Origin of the sequence: uncultured Clostridium sp. (assembly GCF_900547735.1) — a bacterium.
Taxonomy (GTDB): domain Bacteria; phylum Bacillota; class Clostridia; order Lachnospirales; family Lachnospiraceae; genus Otoolea.
In genome coordinates this window covers 1-21,778 of the sequence record NZ_URHZ01000008.1, presented here as the reverse complement: position 1 = coordinate 21,778, position 21,778 = coordinate 1, and the positions used below count along the sequence as shown (strand labels likewise).

Below are 21,778 nucleotides of genomic sequence, written 5' to 3'. Positions count from 1 at the left end.
TCATGGCGGAAGAATTATTAAAGGTCAGTGATTTGACCATATATTATGAAACGGATGAGAACGTCGTAAAGGCGGTCAATCGGGTATCATTCAGCCTGCAAAAGGGTGAGACGCTGGGACTGGTGGGTGAAACCGGAGCCGGAAAGACGACGACGGCCCTGGGAATCATGGGACTGATTCCGGATCCTCCCGGAAGAATTGTAAGCGGGGAAATTGAGTTTGAGGGGGAGAATCTTCTGAAGAAGTCATCCAGGGAAATGAGGAAAATCAGAGGCCATAAGATCTCAATGATTTTCCAGGATCCGATGACGGCGCTGAATCCGGTGCTTACGGTCGGAGACCAGATTACCGAGGTGATCCGCCTGCATGAAAAGATTTCACCGGAGCAGGCCCAGAAGAAGGCAATGGACATGCTGGAACTGGTGGGAATCAGGTCCGACCGTTTTGCAGAATATCCGCATCAGTTTTCGGGCGGCATGAAACAGAGGGTGGTGATTGCCATCGCACTGGCCTGCAACCCGGAGCTTTTAGTGGCCGATGAGCCGACGACGGCTCTGGATGTGACAATTCAGGCGCAGGTGCTGGAACTGATGACCAGGTTAAAACAGCAGTTTGACACGTCCATGATTCTGATCACCCATGACCTGGGCGTTGTAGCGGAAGTGTGCGACAGAGTGGCGATTATGTATGCGGGGGAAATCGTCGAGTGCGGGACTCTCCGGCAGATCTATAGAAATACAAAACATCCCTATACCAGGGGCCTTTTTAACTCGCTTCCCAATCTGAAAGACAAGGTGAAGCGGCTGAAACCAATCAAGGGCCTGATGCCGGACCCGTCGAATCTTCCGGCCGGATGCAGCTTTGCAGACCGCTGTGATATGAAGACGGAGGCGTGTGAGCAGTCCGATCCCGGAATATGTGAAGTAGAGCCGGGCCATTTTGTAAAATGCAGGCTGTGCCTGGAGGGAAAGGAGGCCGGTTTTTGATGGATGTGCTTCTGGAAGTAAGAGAACTAAAAAAGTATTTTAAAACACCGAAGGGGATGCTGCACGCAGTGGACGGAATCAGCTTCCGCCTGGAACGGGGACAGACTTTGGGAGTCGTTGGGGAGAGCGGATGCGGTAAATCTACGCTTGGAAGAACCATCCTCCATCTGCTGGACAATACCGGCGGACAGATTTTCTTCAATGGAAATGACATCACCAACATCACAAAGAAACAGTTTAAGGATCTGCGCCGGAATATGCAGATTGTATTTCAGGATCCCTTTTCATCCCTCAATCCCAGGATGACGGTCAGCCGGATTATCTCCGAACCGCTGACCATCTATAAGATGTTTCCGACAAAAGAGGAGGCGGACAGGAAGGTGGAGGAGCTGATGGACATCGTCGGACTTTCCAGACGGCTTGCGGATTCCTATCCTCATGAGCTGGATGGAGGGCGCCGCCAGAGAATCGGAATTGCCAGGGCGCTGGCCCTCAACCCGGAATTCATTGTCTGTGATGAACCCGTTTCCTCGCTGGATGTTTCGATTCAGGCACAGATTCTGAACCTGATGCAGGATTTGCAGGAGGAACGGAAACTGACATACCTGTTTATCACCCACGATTTGTCGGTGGTGAAACATATTTCAAACCACATTCTGGTGATGTATCTGGGAAATATGGTGGAATATGCCGACACGGATGAACTTTTCGAGCGGCAGATGCACCCGTATACAAAGGCGCTTTTGGCGGCGGTTCCCATCCCCGATGTGGATGCGAAGAACGAGCGTGTGCTGCTGAAGGGGGAGATTTCCTCGCCCATTGATCCGCGTCCCGGGTGCCGGTTTGCGCCCAGGTGCGAGTATGCGGATGAAAGATGCTTTTGCGAGACGCCGAAGATGCAGGAACCGGTTCCGGGGCATTATGTGCTCTGCCACAGGCCGCTTGTATAGCAAATGTGTCTTGGAAATATAAAATATTCGTTTACAGAACGACCGCTGTACCGGTATAAGAAAGTGACCGGACAGCGGTTTTTTGTTGAGTGGCAATGAAAAGTTCGCGAAGTTTGTTTTTCGTTGTTTTCCAGGGAAGAAGGCGGCCGGTTTCCTGTCACTGTTCAAAGGAGATATAAGAAGGTATACCCGGCGAAGAGGAGGTATGCTGTCCCGGGCGGCGATTTGTGAGTGAAGCACAAGTGCAGTGTAATAGTGTGATTCGCAGTGTAAAATACGGTACCGGCTTCTTGACAGAGACTGGTAAAAATGATAAAATAAATATTATCATTTATATTGATATGAAATAATTTTAAATATTTATTATGTATTTTCGAATAACGATACTATATCAATCAAGCAGATACTACGTCAATCAAGCAGATACTACGTCAATCAAGCAGATACTATGTCAATCAAGCAGATACTATGTCAATCGAACAGCAATGAAAGGAGTCAATTACCATGTTTGGAATCGAAGAAATCCAGGCGGCAAGGGAGCGTCTTGCTCCCTATATTTACCAGACGCCGGTGATTCATCTGCAGAATCTGGATGAAACACTGGGATGTCAGGTGTATATCAAGCCGGAGTGCATGCAGCGCACGAACTCATTTAAAATCAGGGGCGCCCTGAATAAGATGCTGACGCTGCCAAAGGAGGAGCTTAAAAACGGAGTGGTAGCCGCATCCTCGGGAAACCACGGTAAAGGGGTGGCATTTGCGGCAAAACTTCTTGGAGTGAAGGCAACCATCGTCATACCGGACAATGCACCGCAGGTGAAGGTTGACGGAATCAGGAATCTGGGAGCCGAGGTGGTCCAGTGTAAACTGAGCGAACGCCATGTCATCGCCGGACAGCTCAGCGAAAAGTACGGTTATACGATCATCCATCCCTATGATGATTACCAGATAATTGCAGGCCAGGGAACCCTGGGACTTGAGATTGCCGAGCAGCTTCCCGATGCCGATTATGTGGTGGTACCAATCGGAGGCGGAGGCCTGATTGGAGGCGTGAGCACCGCGGTTAAGTCTAAGATTCCGGGAACTAAAGTAATCGGCGCGGAGCCTGCCGTCCTCCGCAGATATGCGAAAAGCGTGGAAGTGGGAGAGCGGGTAAACCTGGAAGAGCAGAAATCGGTTGCCGATGCGCTGCTGACCCAGAAACCGGGCGAGAGGAATTATCCGATTGTCACCGCCAATGTAGAGGGTTTTGTGGGAGTAAAAGACGAGTTCATGTTAAAGGCAATGAAGCTTCTCCTCATGGAAGGAAAAATTCTGGCCGAGCCGTCCTCCTGTATTGGGATTGGCGCGGCGCTCCAGGGAGAACTTAAAAAATGGGATGTAAAAGAGTCGGACAAGGTCTGCTTTGTCGTTTCCGGCGGCAATGTCGGTCTCGATCAGATAATGAAGCTTGAATCAATCTGCTAAGTACTTATAAGAAGGAGGTAAAATTAAAATGAAACAGGTATTTAATGAAAACAGCCCATCGGGACACTACACACCGGGAATGATCAGCAACGGAACGCTTTACATATCGGGGCAGACATCCGCCGATCCGGCGACGGGACTGCCGGCGGAAGGCGGTATTGAGGCAGAGACAAGGATGGCGCTCGGAAAGATGGAGAGCGTGCTGAACGCGGCCGGATGTACAAAAGAAGACGTGGTAATGTGCCGGATTTATGTTAGTTCCATGGATTACTGGGGTGACGTAAATAAGGTTTACAGTGAATTTTTCGGAGCGCATAAACCGGCCAGAATTGTGCTTCCGGTTGGAAGACTGAATAAAGGCTGCCTCCTGGAGCTGGAGGCTGCCGCAGAAGTGAAAGCGGAGTAGAGCGGTGCGGCTCGAAGAAATTGCCGGGACGGTAAAACTGTCTAAAAAAGAACAGCTTGTTTTTGATTATCTCCTGACCCATAGGAATGAGGCGGCCGTCATGACATCCATGGAGCTGGCCGCCGCATCGGGAGTGGGGGACACCTCGGTAATCCGTCTGGCTAAAACGCTGGGGTTTGAGAATTTCAGGAGTTTCCGCCGTTTCCTTCAGGAGGACGCCCTGACGGTAAAACAGGCCATCAGCCGTTCCAGGCTTCCATATGAGAAGATTAAGAACGCCGACCGTCTCACGCCGGAGGAAATTCCCGATGCGGTCAGGAGGCAGCACGCCAGCCGGGCCGCCTGCGATCAGGTGGAGAACGGGAATGAAAAGTACTTAAAAATCGCCGGGATGCTTTTAAAAGCGGAGAAAAAATATATTGCCGGATTCAGAAATACGGCCGGGCTAGCCGACTACTTTACAACGGTTCTGTCCCATATTCTGAAAGATGTCAGAAACGTCAACCGGAGAGACGGATTTGAAGATGAGGCAATGGATATGGGGGAGAAAGATGTCCTGATCCTGTTCAGCCTCCCGCGCTATTCGGGCCATGCCCTGACGGTAGCGGAGATGGCGCACAGAGCGGGCTGTCCGGTGATTGTATTTACGGACAGCGTGACGTCCCCGGTGGCGGAGAACGCCGAAGTTACGGTTGTAAACCAGGTGGATTCGTTCAGCTTTGCCAACTCCATATCCTCACTGGCGCTTTCGATGGAAATCATCGTGACGCTGACGGGAAAGATGAGTGGGGAAGAAGGCAGAAAACGGCTGGAAAAACTGGATGAATATATGACAAAGACGGGATTGTACTGATAAAGCCGTAGAGAATAAAATAATCATAATCCAAGAAAGGACTGCATACGGGAGCAGTCCTTTTTGGATCATAGAGGGATTCTGTGTTTACAGAGAGACTCTGTGTTTACAGAGGGATTCTGTGTTTACAGAGGGACTCTGTGTTTACAGAGGGATTCCGGGTTTACAGAGGGATTTTGGGTTTATAGGGGGATTCCGGTTTTCTGTATAATATGGCCGGCCTGTTATTGATGACATAATCCCGGCCACAGAATGTTCCGGATATTATTTCGCCTTTTCAATGTTTGTAACTACACAGTCGCTATCATGGTCGGCCGGGTCTCCGCCTTCATAGGAGACAGTGATTTTATCACCCTCCTTGAAACCGGCCAGGGCATTTTCATCATCGACGCTGAATGCATAGGATTCTTTGTTTTCATCGGAAATAATCAGGAACATAAACCCTTTATTTTCATCCAGCGTGCCTGTCATCTGTCCGCTTTCTTTGGAATCGGATGAGGCTGTTGTATCATCAGCTTCATTTTTCTCAACCGTTTCCGTTTCTTCATTAGCCGTAGATGCGGCTGCTGTTTCGGCCGACGTGGTTACCGGCGGCTTAGAAATTTCGTTTTTTTTACCCCCACATGCGGTTGCGGTTGCCATAACGGCAACGGCCAGCAGAGATACGATAATTAATTTACTTTTTTTCATAGATAATTTCCTCCTCTTATGTTTTTCAGAGATTAGACGGGCGGGGAGGGGAAAAAGTTTCAGGAAAAATTTAATTGAGATGGGAGGACGCCTCTGGAAGACGGCGGACGGGGGAGTGGGAGAGTGGATATGAGTCTTCAGTCCCGGTTTATAGGTTGTGATGAGGGGGAATCCAGGAGAAAAAATTCCTACGGGGACTCGCTCCCGCTTGTGGACTGCGCAGCGGATGCTAGCTTCGTGAGAAACCTGCCACCGCACGCTTTTGCACTAAGCTCGATAGGACCTCGCTAAGTGCTCAATGTGTCAGCAAGCACCGGCGGATTCCAAGGTCCCCTTCGGAAAGTTTTCTCCTTCCTTCCCCGGGCAGGTGGTTGGCGGGACTGAAGACTCAGGGAAGGTGATTGCCCCGTCCGCCGGCTTCAGGGGCTGATTGTCTCTTTCGTCAAGTGTGGAGGCGGTATTGTCGCGTCCACGATATAGTCGTAACTATTTTACATTCTGACGATATCCTGGGATACATAAAAGAGTATCAGAATAAACACTCTAAGATTATAAGGTTATAAGTTTACATAGTCTCATAGTGAACAGGATGTAGTTTTCAGGCATTCTTATAGAAATGTAGTGGCAGCGACAAGCGCCTCCCCTCTCTTCACAAAAAATTCACTTGACATAAGTTAACTAACTAATTATCATATAGTTAATTATTAGAAGGCTAACAAGGAGGTTAAAAAATGAACTGTGACTTTCATGACAATATGGAAACCCGTAATCATGAACTGGTAGAAAAATATTTTATGGCAAATAAACTGCACAGGATGTATCTTGAGCGGGAACTGAATAAATCGGGAGTATACCGGAGCCAGCATCAGATCCTGATGTTCATTTCCAGATGCCCTAACGCATCACAGAAGGAAATTGCAAACAGGCAGCATGTTTCTACCGCGACCATAGCCGTCTCCTTAAAAAAGATGGAAAAAGGCGGATATATCAGCCGCGTCGCGGATAAAGACGACAATCGTTTTAACCAGATCTGCATTACACCCAAGGGCCAGGCGGTTGTGGAAGGCAGTGAGAAAATATTTAAAAAGGTGGAGAACGCCCTTTTTGCCGGATTTACCGACGAAGAACTGGATCAGTTTGAGGGGTTCCTGGATAAAGTACGCCTCAATCTGGAATATCTTTTCCAGGAAAGTGATACAAAGACAGAATAGGATGGTTACCGTTCACTGCATTGCTCCTTAAGCATGCCGCCGGTTACGGAGCGGACGGTAACACAGGATTAGTTGGAGGGCAAAATAATATGAAGAGATATAAGAAATATGTCACCCCGTATCTGAGCGCCTTTATCATAGGGCCGCTTATGATGCTGACGGAGGTGTTCGGAGAGATTATGCTTCCGAAACTGATGTCGATGATTATCAATAACGGTGTGGCGGAACGTGATGCGGGCTATATTATCAGAATCGGATTTGTGATGATTCTGACTACGGTGCTGATGGCGGCGGGAGGAATCCTGGGCGCCTATTTTTCAGCTAAGGCATCGATCAGTTTTACCAGTGATTTGAGGAAGGATGTATTTTCCAGAGTCCAGCAGTTTTCATTTAAAAATATAGACGAATTCAGCACGGGTTCCCTGGTCACCAGGCTGACCAATGATATCCAGCAGGTCCAGAACGTTATGATGATGGGACTGCGCCTGATGCTGCGCGCTCCCGGAATGCTGATCGGGGCGCTTATCATGGCATTTCTGATGAATGCGCGTCTGGCGGTGATCATCCTGATTGTCATCCCGCTTCTGACGGCGGCGATTGCAACGATACTGAGGCTGGCGTTCCCGCGGTTTGAGGTGATGCAGAAGAAACTGGACCGTCTCAACAGCGGCATCCAGGAAGTCCTGACCAATGTCAGGGTAGTGAAATCCTTCGTCAGGGAGGATTATGAAAGCGGCCGCTTTAAAGAGATGAATGCGGACTTAAAGGAGAGCAGTTTAAAAGCGATGCGTATCGTCATTGCAACAATGCCTGTCATGATGCTGGCAATGAATGTGACGACAATCGCCGTTGTCTGGTACGGAGGCAATATCATTATTGCAGGCGGGATGGCAGTCGGTGATCTGACCGCATTTACCACCTACATTGTGCAGATCCTGATGTCCTTAATGATGCTGTCCATGGTATTTTTACAGAGTTCCAGGGCCATGGCTTCGGTAAAACGTATCAATGAGGTCATGGATACGGAAATTGATCTGACCGATGAGGATGCGGGCAGAAAGGATGCGCTCGTCACGGAAGGGCGTGTGGAGTTTAAGGATGTCTGTTTTTCCTATGACAATGACCGCGATTACGTCCTGGAGCATATTGATTTCCAGGTGAACGGCGGCGAGACGGTGGGAATTATCGGCTCCACCGGAAGCGGGAAGACGTCCCTGGTACAGCTCATACCAAGGCTTTACGAGGCCACGGCGGGGCAGGTGCTGATCGATGGAATCGACGTGAGGGACTACTCGCTTAAACATCTGAGAGACGGCGTGGGCATGGTGCTCCAGAAAAACGTGCTGTTTTCCGGCACAATCGAAGAGAACTTAAAATGGGGCAATGAGGAGGCCGATATGGAGACGGTCAGGCTGGCTGCGGAGAGCGCCCAGGCGGACGGTTTTGTAACCTCATTCGTCCAGGGCTACGATACGGAAATGGGCCAGGGCGGAGTCAATGTGTCGGGCGGACAGAAGCAGAGGCTCTGTATTGCCAGGGCGCTTTTGAAGAAACCGAAAATCCTGATCCTGGACGACAGCACCAGCGCCGTGGATACCGCCACGGAAGCCGGGATACGAAAGGCCTTCAGGACAACGCTCAAAGATACGACGAAATTCATCATTGCACAGAGAATCAGCTCCGTGGAGGATGCCGACAAGATTATTGTACTGGATGACGGAAAAATCATCGGTATGGGAAGGCACGGCGAACTTCTCGCCTCCTGTGAGGCCTACAGGGAGATTTATGAAACCCAGTACGGCAAAAAGAACGGCAGTGAAAAAGAGAACGGCGTAAACGCAGAAGAGCCGGCGCAGGAAGTGACGGACGGAAACGGCAGACAGGAGGTGCAGGCATGATGGATCAGAGAAGAGTTGAGAGCCTGAAACGGCGCTACGGAAACAGGGTGGCGGACGCTCCGAAGAAGAAGCACGGACCCGGCCGTATGGCGGCAAAAGGCGGCGGAAAACCGCAGAACAGTAAGGAGACGGTAAAACGGCTTTTATCTTATCTGGAAAAAGACAGGATGTGGATGATTGTTGCATTTGCCTGCGTTATTGTGAGCACCCTGACCAATCTGGCGGGAGCGTATATGCTGCGTCCGATTATCAATACCTATATCGTGCCTCTGGACGGCAGCAGAGGGGACAGCGCAGGCCTGTTCCGGGCGCTGATCGTGATGGCGGCCATCTATCTGCTCAGCGTGGCGGCCAACTATACGCAGTCCCGCATTATGCTGACCATTGCCCAGAACGCGCTGCAGCGTATCAGGGAAGAGCTGTTTGCAAAGATGCAGAAACTTCCGCTGAGATTTTATGACACCAATAACAACGGCGATTTGATGAGCCGTTTTACAAACGACGTGGACACCATCGGCAATATGCTGAGCAGCACGCTCGTACAGTTGTTTTCGGGAGCGCTCAGCATTATAGGGACGCTGATACTGATGATTTACACGAATATTTACCTGACTGTGATCACGGTGGTGATGATTCCGCTGATGATGAAGGCGGGAGGCTTTGTGGCATCCAGAAGCCAGAAGTATTTCTCGGCCCAGCAGTCGGCCCTCGGCGCCCTCAACGGCTATATTGAGGAGACGATCCAGGGACAGAAGGTAGTGAAGGTATTCTGCCATGAGGAGGTAGCGAAGGAGGAATTCGGCTATCTGAACGGCGATTTAAGGGATAAACAGATAAGGGCCCAGTTCTTCGGCGGAATTATGGGACCGGTAATGGGAAACTTAAGCCAGGTCAATTACGCGCTGACGGCCTGTATCGGAGGGCTGCTCTGCGTATTTAAAAACTTTGATGTGGGCGGCCTCACGGTTTTCCTGAACTTCTCAAGGCAGTTTTCAAGGCCGATCAACGAAATTTCAATGCAGATCAGTAACGTATTTTCCGCGCTGGCCGGTGCGGAGCGTGTATTTGCCGTGATGGATACGGAGCCGGAGCAGGCGGACGATGCGGATGCGGTGTCCCTTCAGCCGGTAAGAGGCGAGGTGGTGCTAGACCGCGTAACCTTCGGATACAATCCGGATAAGGTGATTCTGGATGATATCAGCCTCTATGCAAAACCGGGGCAGAAAATCGCGTTTGTCGGTTCCACGGGAGCCGGTAAGACGACGATCACCAACCTGATTAACCGTTTTTATGACATCCAGTCGGGAAGCATTACGGTGGACGGAGTTGACGTCCGTCACATGAAACGCAACGAACTGAGGCAGAATATCGCAATGGTTCTTCAGGATACCCATCTGTTCACGGGCACAGTCATGGAGAACATCCGTTACGGCCGCCTGGACGCGACTGACGAGGAAGTAATTGATGCTGCAAAGACGGCCTCCGCCCATTCATTTATCATGCGTCTGCCGAAAGGATACGACACCATGCTGGAAGGGGACGGAGCCAACTTAAGCCAGGGCCAGAGGCAGCTTCTGAACATTGCCAGGGCCTCGGTTTCAAAGGCGCCGATACTGATTTTAGATGAAGCGACAAGTTCGGTAGACACCAGGACAGAAAAGCATATCGAGCACGGCATGGACCGGCTGATGAAAGACAGGACAACGCTTGTAATCGCGCACCGCCTTTCCACGGTCCGCAACGCCAACGCCATTATGGTGCTGGAGCACGGTAAGATAATAGAAAGAGGTGATCATGAAGATCTAATCCGCCAGAAAGGCCGCTACTATCAATTGTACACCGGACTAAGCGAGCTGGAATAATGTACTTTTACGGTAACTGTCCAGAAGGCATTTTTCCGCAAACCGGTAATAATTGGGATACCGGAGAGCTATCTTAGACAGCGGAAAAGTTGTAAGCTGGAAAAAATTTCCACAACCTTACATTCAGGATGATATATCGCCCGGCTCTTTGCGATTTTTCGTATAAACTAGATTCATACGAAAGATTGGAGGTCATAAGATGCAGATATGTGAGGCGACTGTGAAAAGGATCAGGGAGCTTCTCAAAAGGGACCGGCTCACTTTGTATGCCCTGTCGTATAAGGCCGGGATGCCGCTCTCAACGCTGAAATGTATTCTCAATGGACGCAGTAAAAATCCGGGCATAGTCAATATCCAAAAGATTGCCGAAGGATTCAACATGTCGATTCGGGAATTCTATGCCTGTGATTTGTTCAACAACCTGGATCAGGAGGATTGAACAGATGTCTCTTAAAGAGAACGGTTAAACAGGCCGGCAGGAGCGGGCAGCAAAAGGAAAAACAGTTGTAGAAAGAATATAAAGAATAGATCTGGAAAATTTTATTAATTTATTGTATAATAGGGAACAACTGACGAGGGAGTGAGGAATCACTCCCTTTTTATGCCCAAAAACACAGATGGAGGAAAGAGAATATGAGTATCAGAATCGGTATTTTAGGCTATGGAAATCTGGGAAGGGGAGTTGAATGCGCAATCAGGCAGAATCCCGACATGGAATTAAAGGCCGTATTTACAAGACGTGCCCCCGAGACGGTGAAGATCCTCACTGAGGGTGTTCCGGTGCTTATGGTGGAAGAGGCGGAGAAGATGAAGGATCAGATCGATGTCATGATTCTCTGCGGAGGCAGCGCTACCGATCTTCCGGAGCAGACGCCTCATTATTCACAGTGGTTCAATGTGGTGGACAGCTTTGACACACATGCAAAGATTCCGGAGCATTTTGACGATGTGGACAAGACGGCAAAGAAGGGCGGCAGGATTGCCGTTATCTCGGCCGGCTGGGATCCGGGCATGTTCTCTATTACCCGTTTATACGCGATGGCGGCCCTTCCGGATGGGGAGAATTACACATTCTGGGGTAAGGGCGTAAGCCAGGGCCATTCAGATGCCATCAGAAGGCTTGAGGGCGTGAAGGATGCCAGGCAGTATACGATTCCGGTGGAGAGCGCGCTTAAGGAAGTCAGAAGCGGGACAAACCCGGAACTGACCACGAGACAGAAACACACGAGAGAGTGCTTCGTCGTAGTGGAGGACGGGGCAGATAAGGCAAAAATCGAGAATGAAATCAAGACAATGCCGAACTACTTCTCCGACTATGATACGACCGTTCATTTTATAACGGAAGAAGAGATGAAGAGAGACCACAGCCGTCTCCCTCACGGAGGTTTCGTATTAAGGGGAGGAAAGACAGGCTGGAATAAAGAGAATGGCCATGTGATCGAGTATAGCCTGAAACTGGATTCCAATCCCGAATTCACATCCTCAATCATTGTCGCCTATGCCAGGGCGGCCTATAAGATGAATGCGGAAGGGCAGAGCGGATGCAGGACCGTATTCGACATTGCGCCGGGCTATCTCGTTGCAGAGAGCGCAGCGGAGCTGAGAAAGAAATACTTATAATATAGATTGCCGAATCCGCAGGAACCGCTGCCGGATTCGGCATTTTGAACAGAGAGGGAAAAGAAATGTCAATTGAACGGGCAAGAGAACATATGAGAAAATGGGGAATGGAGGACAAAGTCCTGGAGTTTGAGACGTCCAGCGCCACGGTGGAGCTGGCGGCCCTGGCGGTCGGCTGCGAGCCGGCCAGGATTGCAAAGACTCTGTCCTTTAAGATCGGAGAAGAGGCGATCCTCATCGTTACGGCGGGCGACGCCAAGATCGATAATCACAAATATAAAGAACAGTTTTCGGTTAAGGCCAAGATGCTTTCACCGGACGAAGTGACGGAGAAGATCGGACACGGAATAGGCGGCGTATGTCCCTTCGGCATTAATGAAGGGGTGAAGGTCTACCTGGACGAATCGATGAAACGCTTTGAGACGGTATTTCCGGCATGCGGAAGCAGCAACAGCGCGATAGAGCTGACGATGGAGGAGCTGGAGCGGTGTTCCGGGTATGAGATGTGGGTTGATGTGTGTAAGCTGGGATAGGCGCCGGGAGTCCGGGCGTAGAGTGATCAGGCTCTGAGGAGCAGATAGAAAAGGAATAGATGAGTCCGCCTGCCCGGACTCCATCCTTAAGCCTGTTCACTTGCGCAGTCCCTTTATAATCACCCCTATATTCTGCAGGTAAGACCGGTTGAGGTGGCGCAAATCTTCCATAATATCTTTCAGTTCGGCGGGATAACCGTTTCCCTCATCAAAGAACTCCGAGGGAGTGACGCCCAGATATTCACAGATATAAAAAAGGACGGTCAGAGACGGCATGCCTTTTTTATTTTCAAGCGAGTTAATATATCCCGCGCTCTGACCGATTGAGAGGCTCATATCGCGGGCTGAGACACCTTTATTCAAGCGTAATTCAATTAATCTTTTATAAAATAATTCTTCGTACATTTTATCACCCCTGTATATGATTTTAAAGTATATATGACTGGATTGTGTCCGGTCTGGCATGATATATACGCCGATCTGTCCGATTAAAATCTGCGATTTGTGAGAAATGTAGTGTTTTAAACGATATCCTTTTTTTTCTGATCATATACCAATAGTCTGTAATAAAATTGTAATAATTATAACTTTCGGATCGGATTGTAATAAAGACTGAAATGCTGTACAATGGTAAAGTACGAAATGTGGAATATGAGATATCATATTTTCAGGCAGGCAATAAAAATACAGAAATATACAGGAGTATTACCGATGAACAGATGGAAAAACATAAAAGCAGCCCTTTGTCTTGGACTGGCCATGTCGATGGCCATAGTTTCTACCGTATCAGCAGACGTTTCCACACCTGCCGCCGGACCGGGAGCGGGCCAGCAGACGGTGCAGAGCCAGACCGGTTCATCCAGCCCTTCGCGTCTTCCGGCGCTTTCCGGCACCGTTACGACCTCCCAGGGGAACCAGGCATCCGGTGCGGGTACATCGCAGGGACAGACAAACGGAGCGGCCGAGAAACCGGTGGTGGCTTCCCAGGGAGCCGTACTGTACGATGTTAGCAACAACCGTTTCCTGTTCGAACAGAATGCGGATACAAGATTTTATCCGGCCAGCATTACAAAGCTGATGACGGCGTTGCTGGTGCTGGAAAACAGCAATTTAAACGACACGGTAACCTTTTCCCAGAGCGCGGTATCAAACCTGGAATCGGGAGCGGTAACTTTGAAAATCAAGGCAGGGGACAAGTTTTCCGTGAAAGACTGTCTATACGCCCTGCTCCTTAAATCAGCCAACGAGGTGGCAAACGGCCTGGCCGAACACGTATCCGGCAGCGTCAGCGGCTTTGCCGATCTGATGAACCAGAAAGCGGCTTCCCTCGGATGCACGAATACACATTTTGTCAATCCGAACGGCCTCAATAATACGGAACATTATACAACGGCCAGAGACATGGCCCTGATTGCTAAAGCGGCATTCGCGAACCCGACACTCTCGCAGATTGCTTCCACGATAAGCTACGATTTCCCTGCTACGGCCAGTGTTCCGACCGTCAGAAAGCTGACGATAGGCCACAAGATGATAAGTTCCGCCAATGCGGAGTACTATCAGGGCATCGTGGGCGGAAAGACGGGATATACATCCCTTGCGGGCAATACGCTCGTCACCTGTGCGGAGCGGGACGGCAGACGGCTGATTGCCGTTGTGCTGAAGAGCAAGCAGACGCATTATACAGATACCAAGGCGCTTCTCGATTACGGTTTTGCCTATCTGACGCAGGAGCAGAACCAGACGGGCAGCCCGGCCGGCGGCCAGCAGACAGGCCCGGGAGGCGGACCGTCCTCCTCACCCTCGGCAGGCCCGGGAGTTTCCTCCCAGGACGTCAATAAGTGGGATCAGAACGGCGATGTATGGAAGTTTATAAAGTCCGACGGAACGTATGCAAAGAATGAGTCCATGATGATCAATAATGAAATCTACCACTTCAACAACGACAGCCAGATGGTCAGAGGCTGGAACCAGATCGACGGCGTTTGGTATTTCTTCAGAAACAGCGGCGGCCTGGCGAAGACCAGATGGGTGGAGACCAATGGAATGTGGTATTATGTAGATGATAACGGCTCCCTGTTTACGGGAGGGACGACACCGGATGGGTTTAAGGTGGATGAGAATGGAGTTTGGATCAAGTAATCTCGTTAAAATATGGTGAATATGGAAGGGTGTAAAGAAAAATTTCTTTACGCCTTTTCTTTTGATATAATTTCGGTATGATAAATGACACAGTTAGGGTCTGAAAGGTTGGTAAAGCTGGCTTTTAGCATCGCCTCTGTTTGATATAAAGAAAAAGGGCGGAAGAGTTTATGCCGAAGGCTGAAGCTGCAAGGAAATTATATGCAGAATGTAAAGATATAGATGAAACTATGGAGTTGGTCTTAAATGCGGAGACAGAAGAACAGGACTTTTTTTATGATAAGTGATTTTATTTTACAGAGAGAGCAAAAAAGTAATAGCCCAATAGAGTTTTAAATGTATAAATATATTTTCTATGCAGGATAAACGGGTCGGGAAAACAATGTGGTTAGGGGATACCGGCTTGCGATGTATATAAATGGGGAGAACGTCAGACTATCGAAGAATGTTCCCGATTAATATATAAAATGGCAGAAAGGGTGTTATAAACTTAACACAACCCTGGATAAGTTAATTTTAAAGGGTATTGTAGAATAGGGAATTCAGAAATGCAGGGTGTAAGGAGATATTCTTTATGCTCTTTAGATAGTACAGATAGCTTTGAGATGCGCTATCTAGATGAAAATATATGGCTGAACAATGAAGTTGTGTGGAAACGTTGGCAGAAAGAAATAGAAATTATTGTTAAGTGCATACTTAAACAGTATGTGATTGGAGTAAAGACTGCTTTAGGATATGGAATAGGCAGTTTGAATTAATTATAATGAAAATGTGGTGTAAGAATTCTGGTGCGAATCCCTAGCAAACTTAAAATACCCAGGAGATTCGCACCAGAATAAGGCATATAATATTTGATTTCAAGTGAAGATATAGTATAATATGAGATGATGATTGTGCATTATGTGTGAGAATGTGCTATGATTGGCGGAGAATATCATGCATAATTGCGGTCACAGTCCGCGAGGACTGTGTGGATTGAAATTCAATGGACACACAAGAGGATTGGATGGATATCACGTCACAGTCCGCGAGGACTGTACAAATTAAAAGTAAAGAAGCAAAAAGTAAGATCCCATAAAAAGTTCTATCCAATAAGCACATTCATACGCCGGAGTGAACGGGAAAGGAAGAAGCTATTTATGCCGGAATAATTACTCCTAACATGTTTTCAGTGTGGCAGACCTTTCTTTACTGCAGGGGAAAAAGCATATTACGATAAACATCATTTATTTCCCCCTAAACGTTGTAAGGGTTGCCGCAAAATAAAAAAAGAAAGATTTGACAGACTAAAAAAAGAAGCGGAAGATAGAGCTTTGGCAGAGCTGCCTTTGGATCATTCAATGCGTACGCTTTACATTATAGGAAACGGCTTCGACTTAATGCATGGTGTCCCGTCAAGATATACTGAGTTCCGGGATTATCTCGGAAAACATTCTGAGCTTAGAAAACAATTGGAGGATTGGAACCTGAAAGAGGATTTGTGGTCCGACCTTGAAGATAGTCTGGCTCATATGGACGATGAAGGAATGATGGGAACGGTTCCGGATATGATGGATATTATGGGGGTTCCTGAAGAGGACGACGATGATTTCTCGGCGGCCGATTTCTTTTCTGCGGCGGAATGGGCCGTTTATCCTTTGCAGGTTATTGAGGCGGAACTTCCAAAACGGTTTCGCAAGTGGATTGAACGTCTCAGGCCCGCTGGTACGGCAAAGCCGTTGGTATCGGTCATCAATAATAACGGATATTATATTAACTTTAATTATACAGTATTTCTTGAGTCGATTTACGGTGTTCCGTCGGAAAATGTTTTGTATATCCACGGCGACAGGAGAAAGAAAAAACAGGAATTAATTCTCGGCCATGCGCCGGGGGCGGAAGAGGCGCTGGAGTATCATAAAAAGGAGTGGAAACCGCGGTTTCATAACCAAACTTCCTATGATATGCATATGACGGCCGGACGGCATGTGGCGGAGTATTATGATATTACGACGAAGCGTTCAGATATGATAATTGAAAATAACAGGGAACGTTTTGAAGCGCTGAGTGATATAAAAGTCATTGTGGTAATCGGACATTCCCTGTCATATGTGGATTATCCATACTTTAAAGAAATTAAGCAGAAAACAGGCAGGGCGGTATGGAATCTGGGCTGGCATAATTCCTCTGATTTAAAAAGGATCCGGGCATTTGTAAATGTGATAGGAATTGGGAAAGAACAAATCGTGCTGTTCAGGAAGTAACGGAAAACAGAAGATAAAAAATCGGAGTTCAAATGCGAAATGTAAAAATCCCCATCAGTTCATGTTTCCTGATGGGGATTTTTACGTTCTGCCGATATCACCTTGTCTTTACAGACGATATCTTTGACGTCTTCATTATTATTATCGTTATTATTAGCAGCGGAACCCCGTGCACGCTCCCCGCAGATTACCGTCTACCCTTCCTTATGCAGAATCACCCGTGATGCATAAGCGCCTCCCCGGTGAATCCGGTTATCGGCGGTCCGAACCGTCACGCTGTTAAAACCGTTCCGTGTATTCCGGTTCGGGAAGATGAAATTCTTTGCACTGGAGGTGACGGTCACGCGAAGCCGATGGCCTGTTTGAAAGGTGTGGGACAGCTTCGTAGTGCGGATCTTTACCTGATAGACCTGACCGGGCTCCATGAACTCGGGATGCTCAAACTGGTTGCGGTAGCGGACGCTTATGACACCGTCGGCCAGCTTTATGGAGCGGCCGTTTTCATCCACGTCCGTGATTCGGACCATCAAATCCGTATCTTCACAGTCGGAGGAGATAAACAGTTCTGCCGTTGCATCTCCGGTAATCGTTAAATCCGATGTAAGCATACCGGTGGAGTAGCACAGAAAATCGGGCCGTTTTTCCTCTTCCGTATAATCTTCCGGCACTTCCAGCTCATTTTCCGACATGTCCACGAGATGGACAGCCGGATTTTTTGGATCATAGAGGTAGGAATCATAGGAGGGATGCACCGGGGCGGAAGAAGAGAGGAGCCCCTCATTGGCCGTAGCCGCGTTTGGGCGCGTTCCGTCCAGATAGAGGCTCAGTTCCCGCGTTCCCGGAACGGGCCAGTTATCGGCCGTCTTCCACTCATTGCTGCCCATGGTATAATACTCGACCCGGGGCGTCTTCTCAATGCCGTTGTCCACGCCTTTTAAGTAATGTTCCAGCCATGCCAGGCAGACCAGATCCATATCATAACGGAGGGCATTGTTACCGAGTGCAAATCCGTGAATGTCATAGTCGGCATTGCCGCCGTGCATCCATGGGCCCAGGATGACCTTCTTTTCTTCATAGTCATGATAAAGCTCCAGGGCCTCCGTTGTGCCCATGCCGTTGTCGTCGAACCAGCCGGACATAATCAGGGCGGGGACGCGGTGATTTCCGGTCCGCTCCTTCCAGTTTCCGCGTTTCCAGAGATCGTCGTAATCCATATGCTCAAACCATTTTTTCAGGAAGGGGATATCATATCCGAGCGCTTTCGGCGCCAGATCCTCGAGCGGCCTGATGTCCAGAACTTCCTCCCAGTCGTCACGCGCCATCAGCTCTGGATTGGCGTGCTGTCCGGAAACCAGGAATGCCCATGCCAGCATGCCGGAGTTGAAACAGCCGCCCCGCCGGGGAACGTCGATAAACGGGCTTCCGGCGCAGACGCTGCTGAGCATTGCCTTTAAATGGGGATTTTCGCTGGCGGCGGCCGCCCACTGGACGTATCCCAGATAGGAACCACCCGTCATGCCGACATTTCCGTCGCTCCACGGCTGTGCCGCAATCCAGGTCAGGGTATCGTCGCCGTCCTCAACTTCATAGTACATGGGGAGCCATTCCCCTTCGCTGTCTTCGCGCCCCCGCACGTCCTGTATCACCACGGCATAGCCGCGCTGTATGAAGCGGAAATAGGCTGCGGTTCCGACACCCTTTCCATAGGGGGTGCGTACCAACACGGCAGGTACTTTCCCGGCGCCCTTTGGAAGGTAAACGTCGGTCGCAAGGCGTATCCGATCCCGCATCGGAACCATTTCCGTCACCGGAGGTTCCACAGGGAAAAGGGGACTTACGTCCATTTCTTTCCAGTCCTTTAAAATGGTTCTGTCCTCAAATCCTTCTTTTACCAGCACCGCGCACTGATCGCGGAAGGGGGTGATAAATGCGATTACTTTTTCATCCTCCGTAACCAGATCCTTAGGGAATTTTATATTACGCTGGATAAAAGTATGGCTGTCTTTTTTTTCGAAAGTTTCCCCGTGCGCGGTTTGAAATTGACGCCTGCAACAGGAAGTGCCGTCAGTCTCTGAGTCTTCTGGATCCGTTCGCCCGGCGGTTTCTGCGATACCTGCTTCATAGTCCGGCAGACGCAGAAGGGCTTCACGGACATTCATTTTTCCAAGTTCCAAATACCAGATGTCTTCCTTCGTAAGTTCCTGCCATTCTTCCAGACGGCCGGCGTACACGTCAAGGGGCTGATGAAAGATCTGATTATCCCTGCGCTCACAGACTCCGTACAGGATTCCGGACAGGTAAAAATTCCATTGTTCCATATGCTGACTCCTTTTTTATGCCTTATGCCCCTATGATAAATTTAATCAGATAGGCAACTAAAATACCCACATAGTTTCCGCAGACGCCGCCGATGACACCCATGAGCAGGCCCACGCTGACCAGCCGGTTCCACTTGGCGCTGGATGCGACCAGGGAGGCGGTGGTTCCGTCTGCAATCGCCCCGGTGATGCCGAGAATTACATATTCATACGGTACCCTGAACAGTCTGGACAGGAGCAGATGGAGCGTGATACTTCCAACGATGACACAGAAGCAGAAAAGCGTGATCGTCATGGTGGAGCCGAAGAAGGAAGCCAGATCCACGCTGAATCCAATGATGGCCAGATACATCATTCCGAAGAACAGTCCCAGATTCAAATTTCCCTTAAGCCTTCCAACAGCCGGAATCTGAGCAGCCGCAATGGAGAGTGTGGAAATGAGGAGTATCCGTCCTGCGCTTGCAAAGTCGGACGGCAGAAAGGCCGCCAGCCTGGTGGCAATTGTCACGATGGTGATTGAGATTGCCAGAAGACATGCGATATCCTGAATGCTCCATTTCTGTTCGGCCATCAGGACCGGCTCCTCCCCGTCGCCGAAGCGGTCTTCGTCGGACAGGCGGTACGGCCAGATTTTCCTCAGGAATTTGATATTCTGGAACAGGGCCGGGGCGGCGAACATCAGAAACAGCGTCGGCATGCCCACCACATAGTCTGCGGCATTGGCGGCGGCGATGGTTTCGTTGGCCGCATCCAGGCCGACCGCGATTGCGGTCAGGTTGGAGCTGCCTCCCGTATAAGTTCCGACAAACATTCCGGCGATTTTCCAGCCCTCAAACATCTTTCCGCTGAAAATCACACCGAACACGGTGGCTACCAGGCAGACGCTGAAAACAGCCGATACGAGGCCGACCACGGCCTTTCCGGACAGCTTTGCCAGTTCCTTTAAGTTAATGTTTAGCAGATAGATGGAGATGGACATCGGGACACAGTAGGTGATGATAACGCCATACACGTCCTGATACCCGGGAACAATGTGCAGATTGACGAGCACAAGTCCGATGACAATTACCGTGAGGGCCGGACCGATGTATTTAAATACCTTAAAGCGCTGGACCCACAGGGAAAATGCCACCATCACCAAAACAACCGTCAGTAATTCGTCTGTTGTCTGAAAAATAGGGAATTGCATAATTGTACCTCTTTCGTTGTTTACTATGGTTTCTCATTATGTAATGACAGGGTAATGCGGCTACATATTGAAGTTTACGCCGAATCCCGGTTCATCAAGCAGCACAAAGGTGTCATTTTTCTGGATAAATCCGCCTTCCACCGGATTTTCCCTGTAATAGAGGAAGCTGTCGCAGTCTGCCTCCGTCACATTCTTTTTGGCCGCTACAAGGCTCAAACCAGCGGTGATTGCAAGCTTTGTCTCCAGCATACAGCCTACCATACAGGTGACGCCGTTCGCTTCGGCGATGGCATTGATTTTTGCAGCCGGATAAAGGCCGCCGCATTTCATCAGTTTAATATTCAGGATATCGGCTGCTCCGATCCGACAGGCTCTGGCGGCGTCCACCGGGCCATGGATGGATTCGTCCAGCATAATCTGGATTCCGTTAACCTTGCTGCGGATAAAGGCGGAACCCTCCATATCCCAGTGCGGCAGGCACTGTTCCACGGCTTCGATACCGAATTCACGGAAACCCTCCAGAGCGCAGACCGCGTCTGAAACCGTGTATCCCTGGTTTGCGTCTGCGCGGAGGCGGATGTCCGGGCCGACCGCTTCACGTATCAGTTTCATAGCGCGGATATCTTCCTTATAGTCGATGCCTGCCTTGATTTTTAAAATGTGGTATCCTTCTTCCGTTACAAGACGTTTTGCTTCGGCTGCCATTGCTTCCGGAGCGCCGATTCCAATGGTGATGTCATTCTGCACCGTATTACTGAAGCCGCCGAGCAGTTTGTAGACAGGCTGTCCCATAGATTTACCCATCAGATCATACATTGCAAGATCCACGGCGCATTTTGCGGCTCCGTTTCCTACAATCACGCCGTCCATCATGGCATGTACCGCTTCGATGTCCATCGGATTCATCCCAATCAGCCCCTGTTTGAAAATTTCCAGAACCGCAATTACGCCGTCCACCGTTTCTCCGGTTACCGGTGCAAACGGGGCGGCCTCTCCATATCCGACATAACCCTCATCCGTTGTCACCTGAATCAATACGCTTTCCAGATAGTTAACGACGGTAAAGGCCACCTTGAAAGGCTCTTTTAACGGAATCTGGACTTTTTCAATTTTCATACCCGTGATTTTCATTTGTATCCTCCTGTGATTATGATTATATCATAATTATATCGATAATAACTTCTGCTAATTTTACTATAGGTTAAAATTTTGGTCAACTGTTTATGTATGAAAAGTAGGTTGTGCGGTGGTGGTACTGCTTTAAGTGAGGATTTAGTTGAGATGCGAGGACGCCTCTGTAAGACGGCGGACGGGGTGGTGGGAGGGTGTATATGAGTCTTCAGTCCCGGCGGTTGGTAGTGGTGAGGGGGAATCCAGGAGAAAAAATTCCTACGGGGACTCGCTCCCGCTTGT

At 49.3% G+C, this 21,778-nt stretch carries 18 protein-coding genes and 1 pseudogene; 14 read left to right on the top strand and 5 right to left on the bottom strand.

Annotated elements, in window-relative coordinates; genetic code table 11:
* Nucleotides 1-2 precede the first annotated feature (2 nt).
* The 5 genes from QZT18_RS03910 to QZT18_RS03890 all read left to right on the top strand — a co-directional run bounded on the left by QZT18_RS03910 (nucleotide 3) and on the right by QZT18_RS03890 (nucleotide 4,662).
* Nucleotides 3-986 carry an ABC transporter ATP-binding protein gene (locus QZT18_RS03910; RefSeq protein WP_294144737.1) on the top strand — a complete coding sequence of 328 codons (984 nt, stop codon included), beginning with the start codon at nucleotides 3-5 and terminating at the stop codon, nucleotides 984-986.
* Nucleotides 986-1,936, top strand: a complete 951-nt coding sequence (locus QZT18_RS03905; protein ID WP_294144939.1) for an ABC transporter ATP-binding protein — start codon at nucleotides 986-988, stop codon at nucleotides 1,934-1,936. Before QZT18_RS03910 ends, QZT18_RS03905 begins: the two co-directional genes overlap by 1 nt.
* 504 nt (nucleotides 1,937-2,440) lie before the next feature.
* Nucleotides 2,441-3,403 (top strand): threonine/serine dehydratase, encoded by a 963-nt coding sequence (locus QZT18_RS03900; protein ID WP_294144735.1) that lies wholly within the window; start codon nucleotides 2,441-2,443, stop codon nucleotides 3,401-3,403.
* Nucleotides 3,404-3,431: 28 nt separating this feature from the next.
* Nucleotides 3,432-3,809, top strand: coding sequence for a RidA family protein (locus QZT18_RS03895; RefSeq protein WP_294144733.1), 378 nt, complete (start codon nucleotides 3,432-3,434; stop codon nucleotides 3,807-3,809).
* Nucleotides 3,810-3,813: 4 nt separating this feature from the next.
* Entirely contained in the window at nucleotides 3,814-4,662 is an 849-nt protein-coding gene (locus QZT18_RS03890; RefSeq protein ID WP_294144731.1) for a MurR/RpiR family transcriptional regulator, read from the top strand.
* 264 nt (nucleotides 4,663-4,926) lie between these two features.
* Here QZT18_RS03890 and QZT18_RS03885 read toward each other — a convergent pair whose 3' ends face one another.
* Nucleotides 4,927-5,352: a hypothetical protein gene (locus QZT18_RS03885; RefSeq protein ID WP_294144729.1), complete on the bottom strand. Its 426-nt coding sequence runs from the start codon at nucleotides 5,350-5,352 to the stop codon at nucleotides 4,927-4,929.
* A gap of 731 nt (nucleotides 5,353-6,083) precedes the next feature.
* Here QZT18_RS03885 and QZT18_RS03880 point away from each other — a divergent pair.
* From QZT18_RS03880 to QZT18_RS03855, 6 genes are all read left to right on the top strand, one after another.
* Nucleotides 6,084-6,563, top strand: coding sequence for a MarR family winged helix-turn-helix transcriptional regulator (locus QZT18_RS03880; RefSeq protein WP_227029400.1), 480 nt, complete (start codon nucleotides 6,084-6,086; stop codon nucleotides 6,561-6,563).
* A gap of 89 nt (nucleotides 6,564-6,652) precedes the next feature.
* Nucleotides 6,653-8,461: an ABC transporter ATP-binding protein gene (locus QZT18_RS03875; RefSeq protein WP_294144720.1), complete on the top strand. Its 1,809-nt coding sequence runs from the start codon at nucleotides 6,653-6,655 to the stop codon at nucleotides 8,459-8,461.
* Nucleotides 8,458-10,323, top strand: coding sequence for an ABC transporter ATP-binding protein (locus tag QZT18_RS03870; RefSeq protein ID WP_294144718.1), 1,866 nt, complete (start codon nucleotides 8,458-8,460; stop codon nucleotides 10,321-10,323). Before QZT18_RS03875 ends, QZT18_RS03870 begins: the two co-directional genes overlap by 4 nt.
* Before the next feature lie 199 nt (nucleotides 10,324-10,522).
* The gene (locus QZT18_RS03865; protein WP_294144716.1) at nucleotides 10,523-10,762 is read left to right on the top strand and encodes a helix-turn-helix transcriptional regulator; all 240 of its coding nucleotides are present in this window, start codon (nucleotides 10,523-10,525) and stop codon (nucleotides 10,760-10,762) included.
* Nucleotides 10,763-10,956: 194 nt separating this feature from the next.
* Nucleotides 10,957-11,943: a diaminopimelate dehydrogenase gene (locus QZT18_RS03860; protein ID WP_294144714.1), complete on the top strand. Its 987-nt coding sequence runs from the start codon at nucleotides 10,957-10,959 to the stop codon at nucleotides 11,941-11,943.
* A 65-nt stretch (nucleotides 11,944-12,008) separates the two neighbouring features.
* Nucleotides 12,009-12,476, top strand: coding sequence for a YbaK/EbsC family protein (locus QZT18_RS03855; protein ID WP_294144712.1), 468 nt, complete (start codon nucleotides 12,009-12,011; stop codon nucleotides 12,474-12,476).
* A 96-nt stretch (nucleotides 12,477-12,572) separates the two neighbouring features.
* Here QZT18_RS03855 and QZT18_RS03850 read toward each other — a convergent pair whose 3' ends face one another.
* On the bottom strand, nucleotides 12,573-12,881 hold the full coding sequence (locus tag QZT18_RS03850) for a helix-turn-helix domain-containing protein (RefSeq protein WP_294144708.1): 309 nt from the start codon (nucleotides 12,879-12,881) through the stop codon (nucleotides 12,573-12,575).
* 306 nt (nucleotides 12,882-13,187) lie between these two features.
* Between QZT18_RS03850 and QZT18_RS03845 the strand changes: the two genes are divergently transcribed.
* The 3 genes and pseudogenes from QZT18_RS03845 (at nucleotide 13,188) to QZT18_RS03835 (ending at nucleotide 16,858) form a co-directional block, all read left to right on the top strand.
* A complete protein-coding gene (locus tag QZT18_RS03845) occupies nucleotides 13,188-14,615 on the top strand; it encodes a D-alanyl-D-alanine carboxypeptidase family protein (RefSeq protein ID WP_294144702.1) in 1,428 nt (475 codons plus the stop codon).
* 1,169 nt (nucleotides 14,616-15,784) lie between these two features.
* Nucleotides 15,785-15,880, top strand: a pseudogene (locus tag QZT18_RS03840) (zinc-ribbon domain containing protein); the annotation flags it as partial.
* Between the two features lie 63 nt (nucleotides 15,881-15,943).
* Complete coding sequence (locus tag QZT18_RS03835; RefSeq protein WP_294144701.1) at nucleotides 15,944-16,858, top strand: bacteriophage abortive infection AbiH family protein; 915 nt, start codon at nucleotides 15,944-15,946, stop codon at nucleotides 16,856-16,858.
* Nucleotides 16,859-17,052: 194 nt separating this feature from the next.
* On the opposite strand, the gene QZT18_RS03830 is transcribed toward QZT18_RS03835, so the two are convergent.
* Genes QZT18_RS03830 through QZT18_RS03820 form a run of 3 tightly spaced genes read right to left on the bottom strand, consistent with a single transcriptional unit; the run spans nucleotide 17,053 to nucleotide 21,496 of the window.
* Nucleotides 17,053-19,176 (bottom strand): CocE/NonD family hydrolase, encoded by a 2,124-nt coding sequence (locus QZT18_RS03830; RefSeq protein ID WP_294144699.1) that lies wholly within the window; start codon nucleotides 19,174-19,176, stop codon nucleotides 17,053-17,055.
* A 22-nt stretch (nucleotides 19,177-19,198) separates the two neighbouring features.
* Nucleotides 19,199-20,365, bottom strand: a complete 1,167-nt coding sequence (locus QZT18_RS03825; RefSeq protein WP_294144697.1) for a DUF819 domain-containing protein — start codon at nucleotides 20,363-20,365, stop codon at nucleotides 19,199-19,201.
* 60 nt (nucleotides 20,366-20,425) lie between these two features.
* A complete protein-coding gene (locus QZT18_RS03820) occupies nucleotides 20,426-21,496 on the bottom strand; it encodes a mandelate racemase/muconate lactonizing enzyme family protein (protein ID WP_294144695.1) in 1,071 nt (356 codons plus the stop codon).
* Nucleotides 21,497-21,778 lie beyond the last annotated feature (282 nt).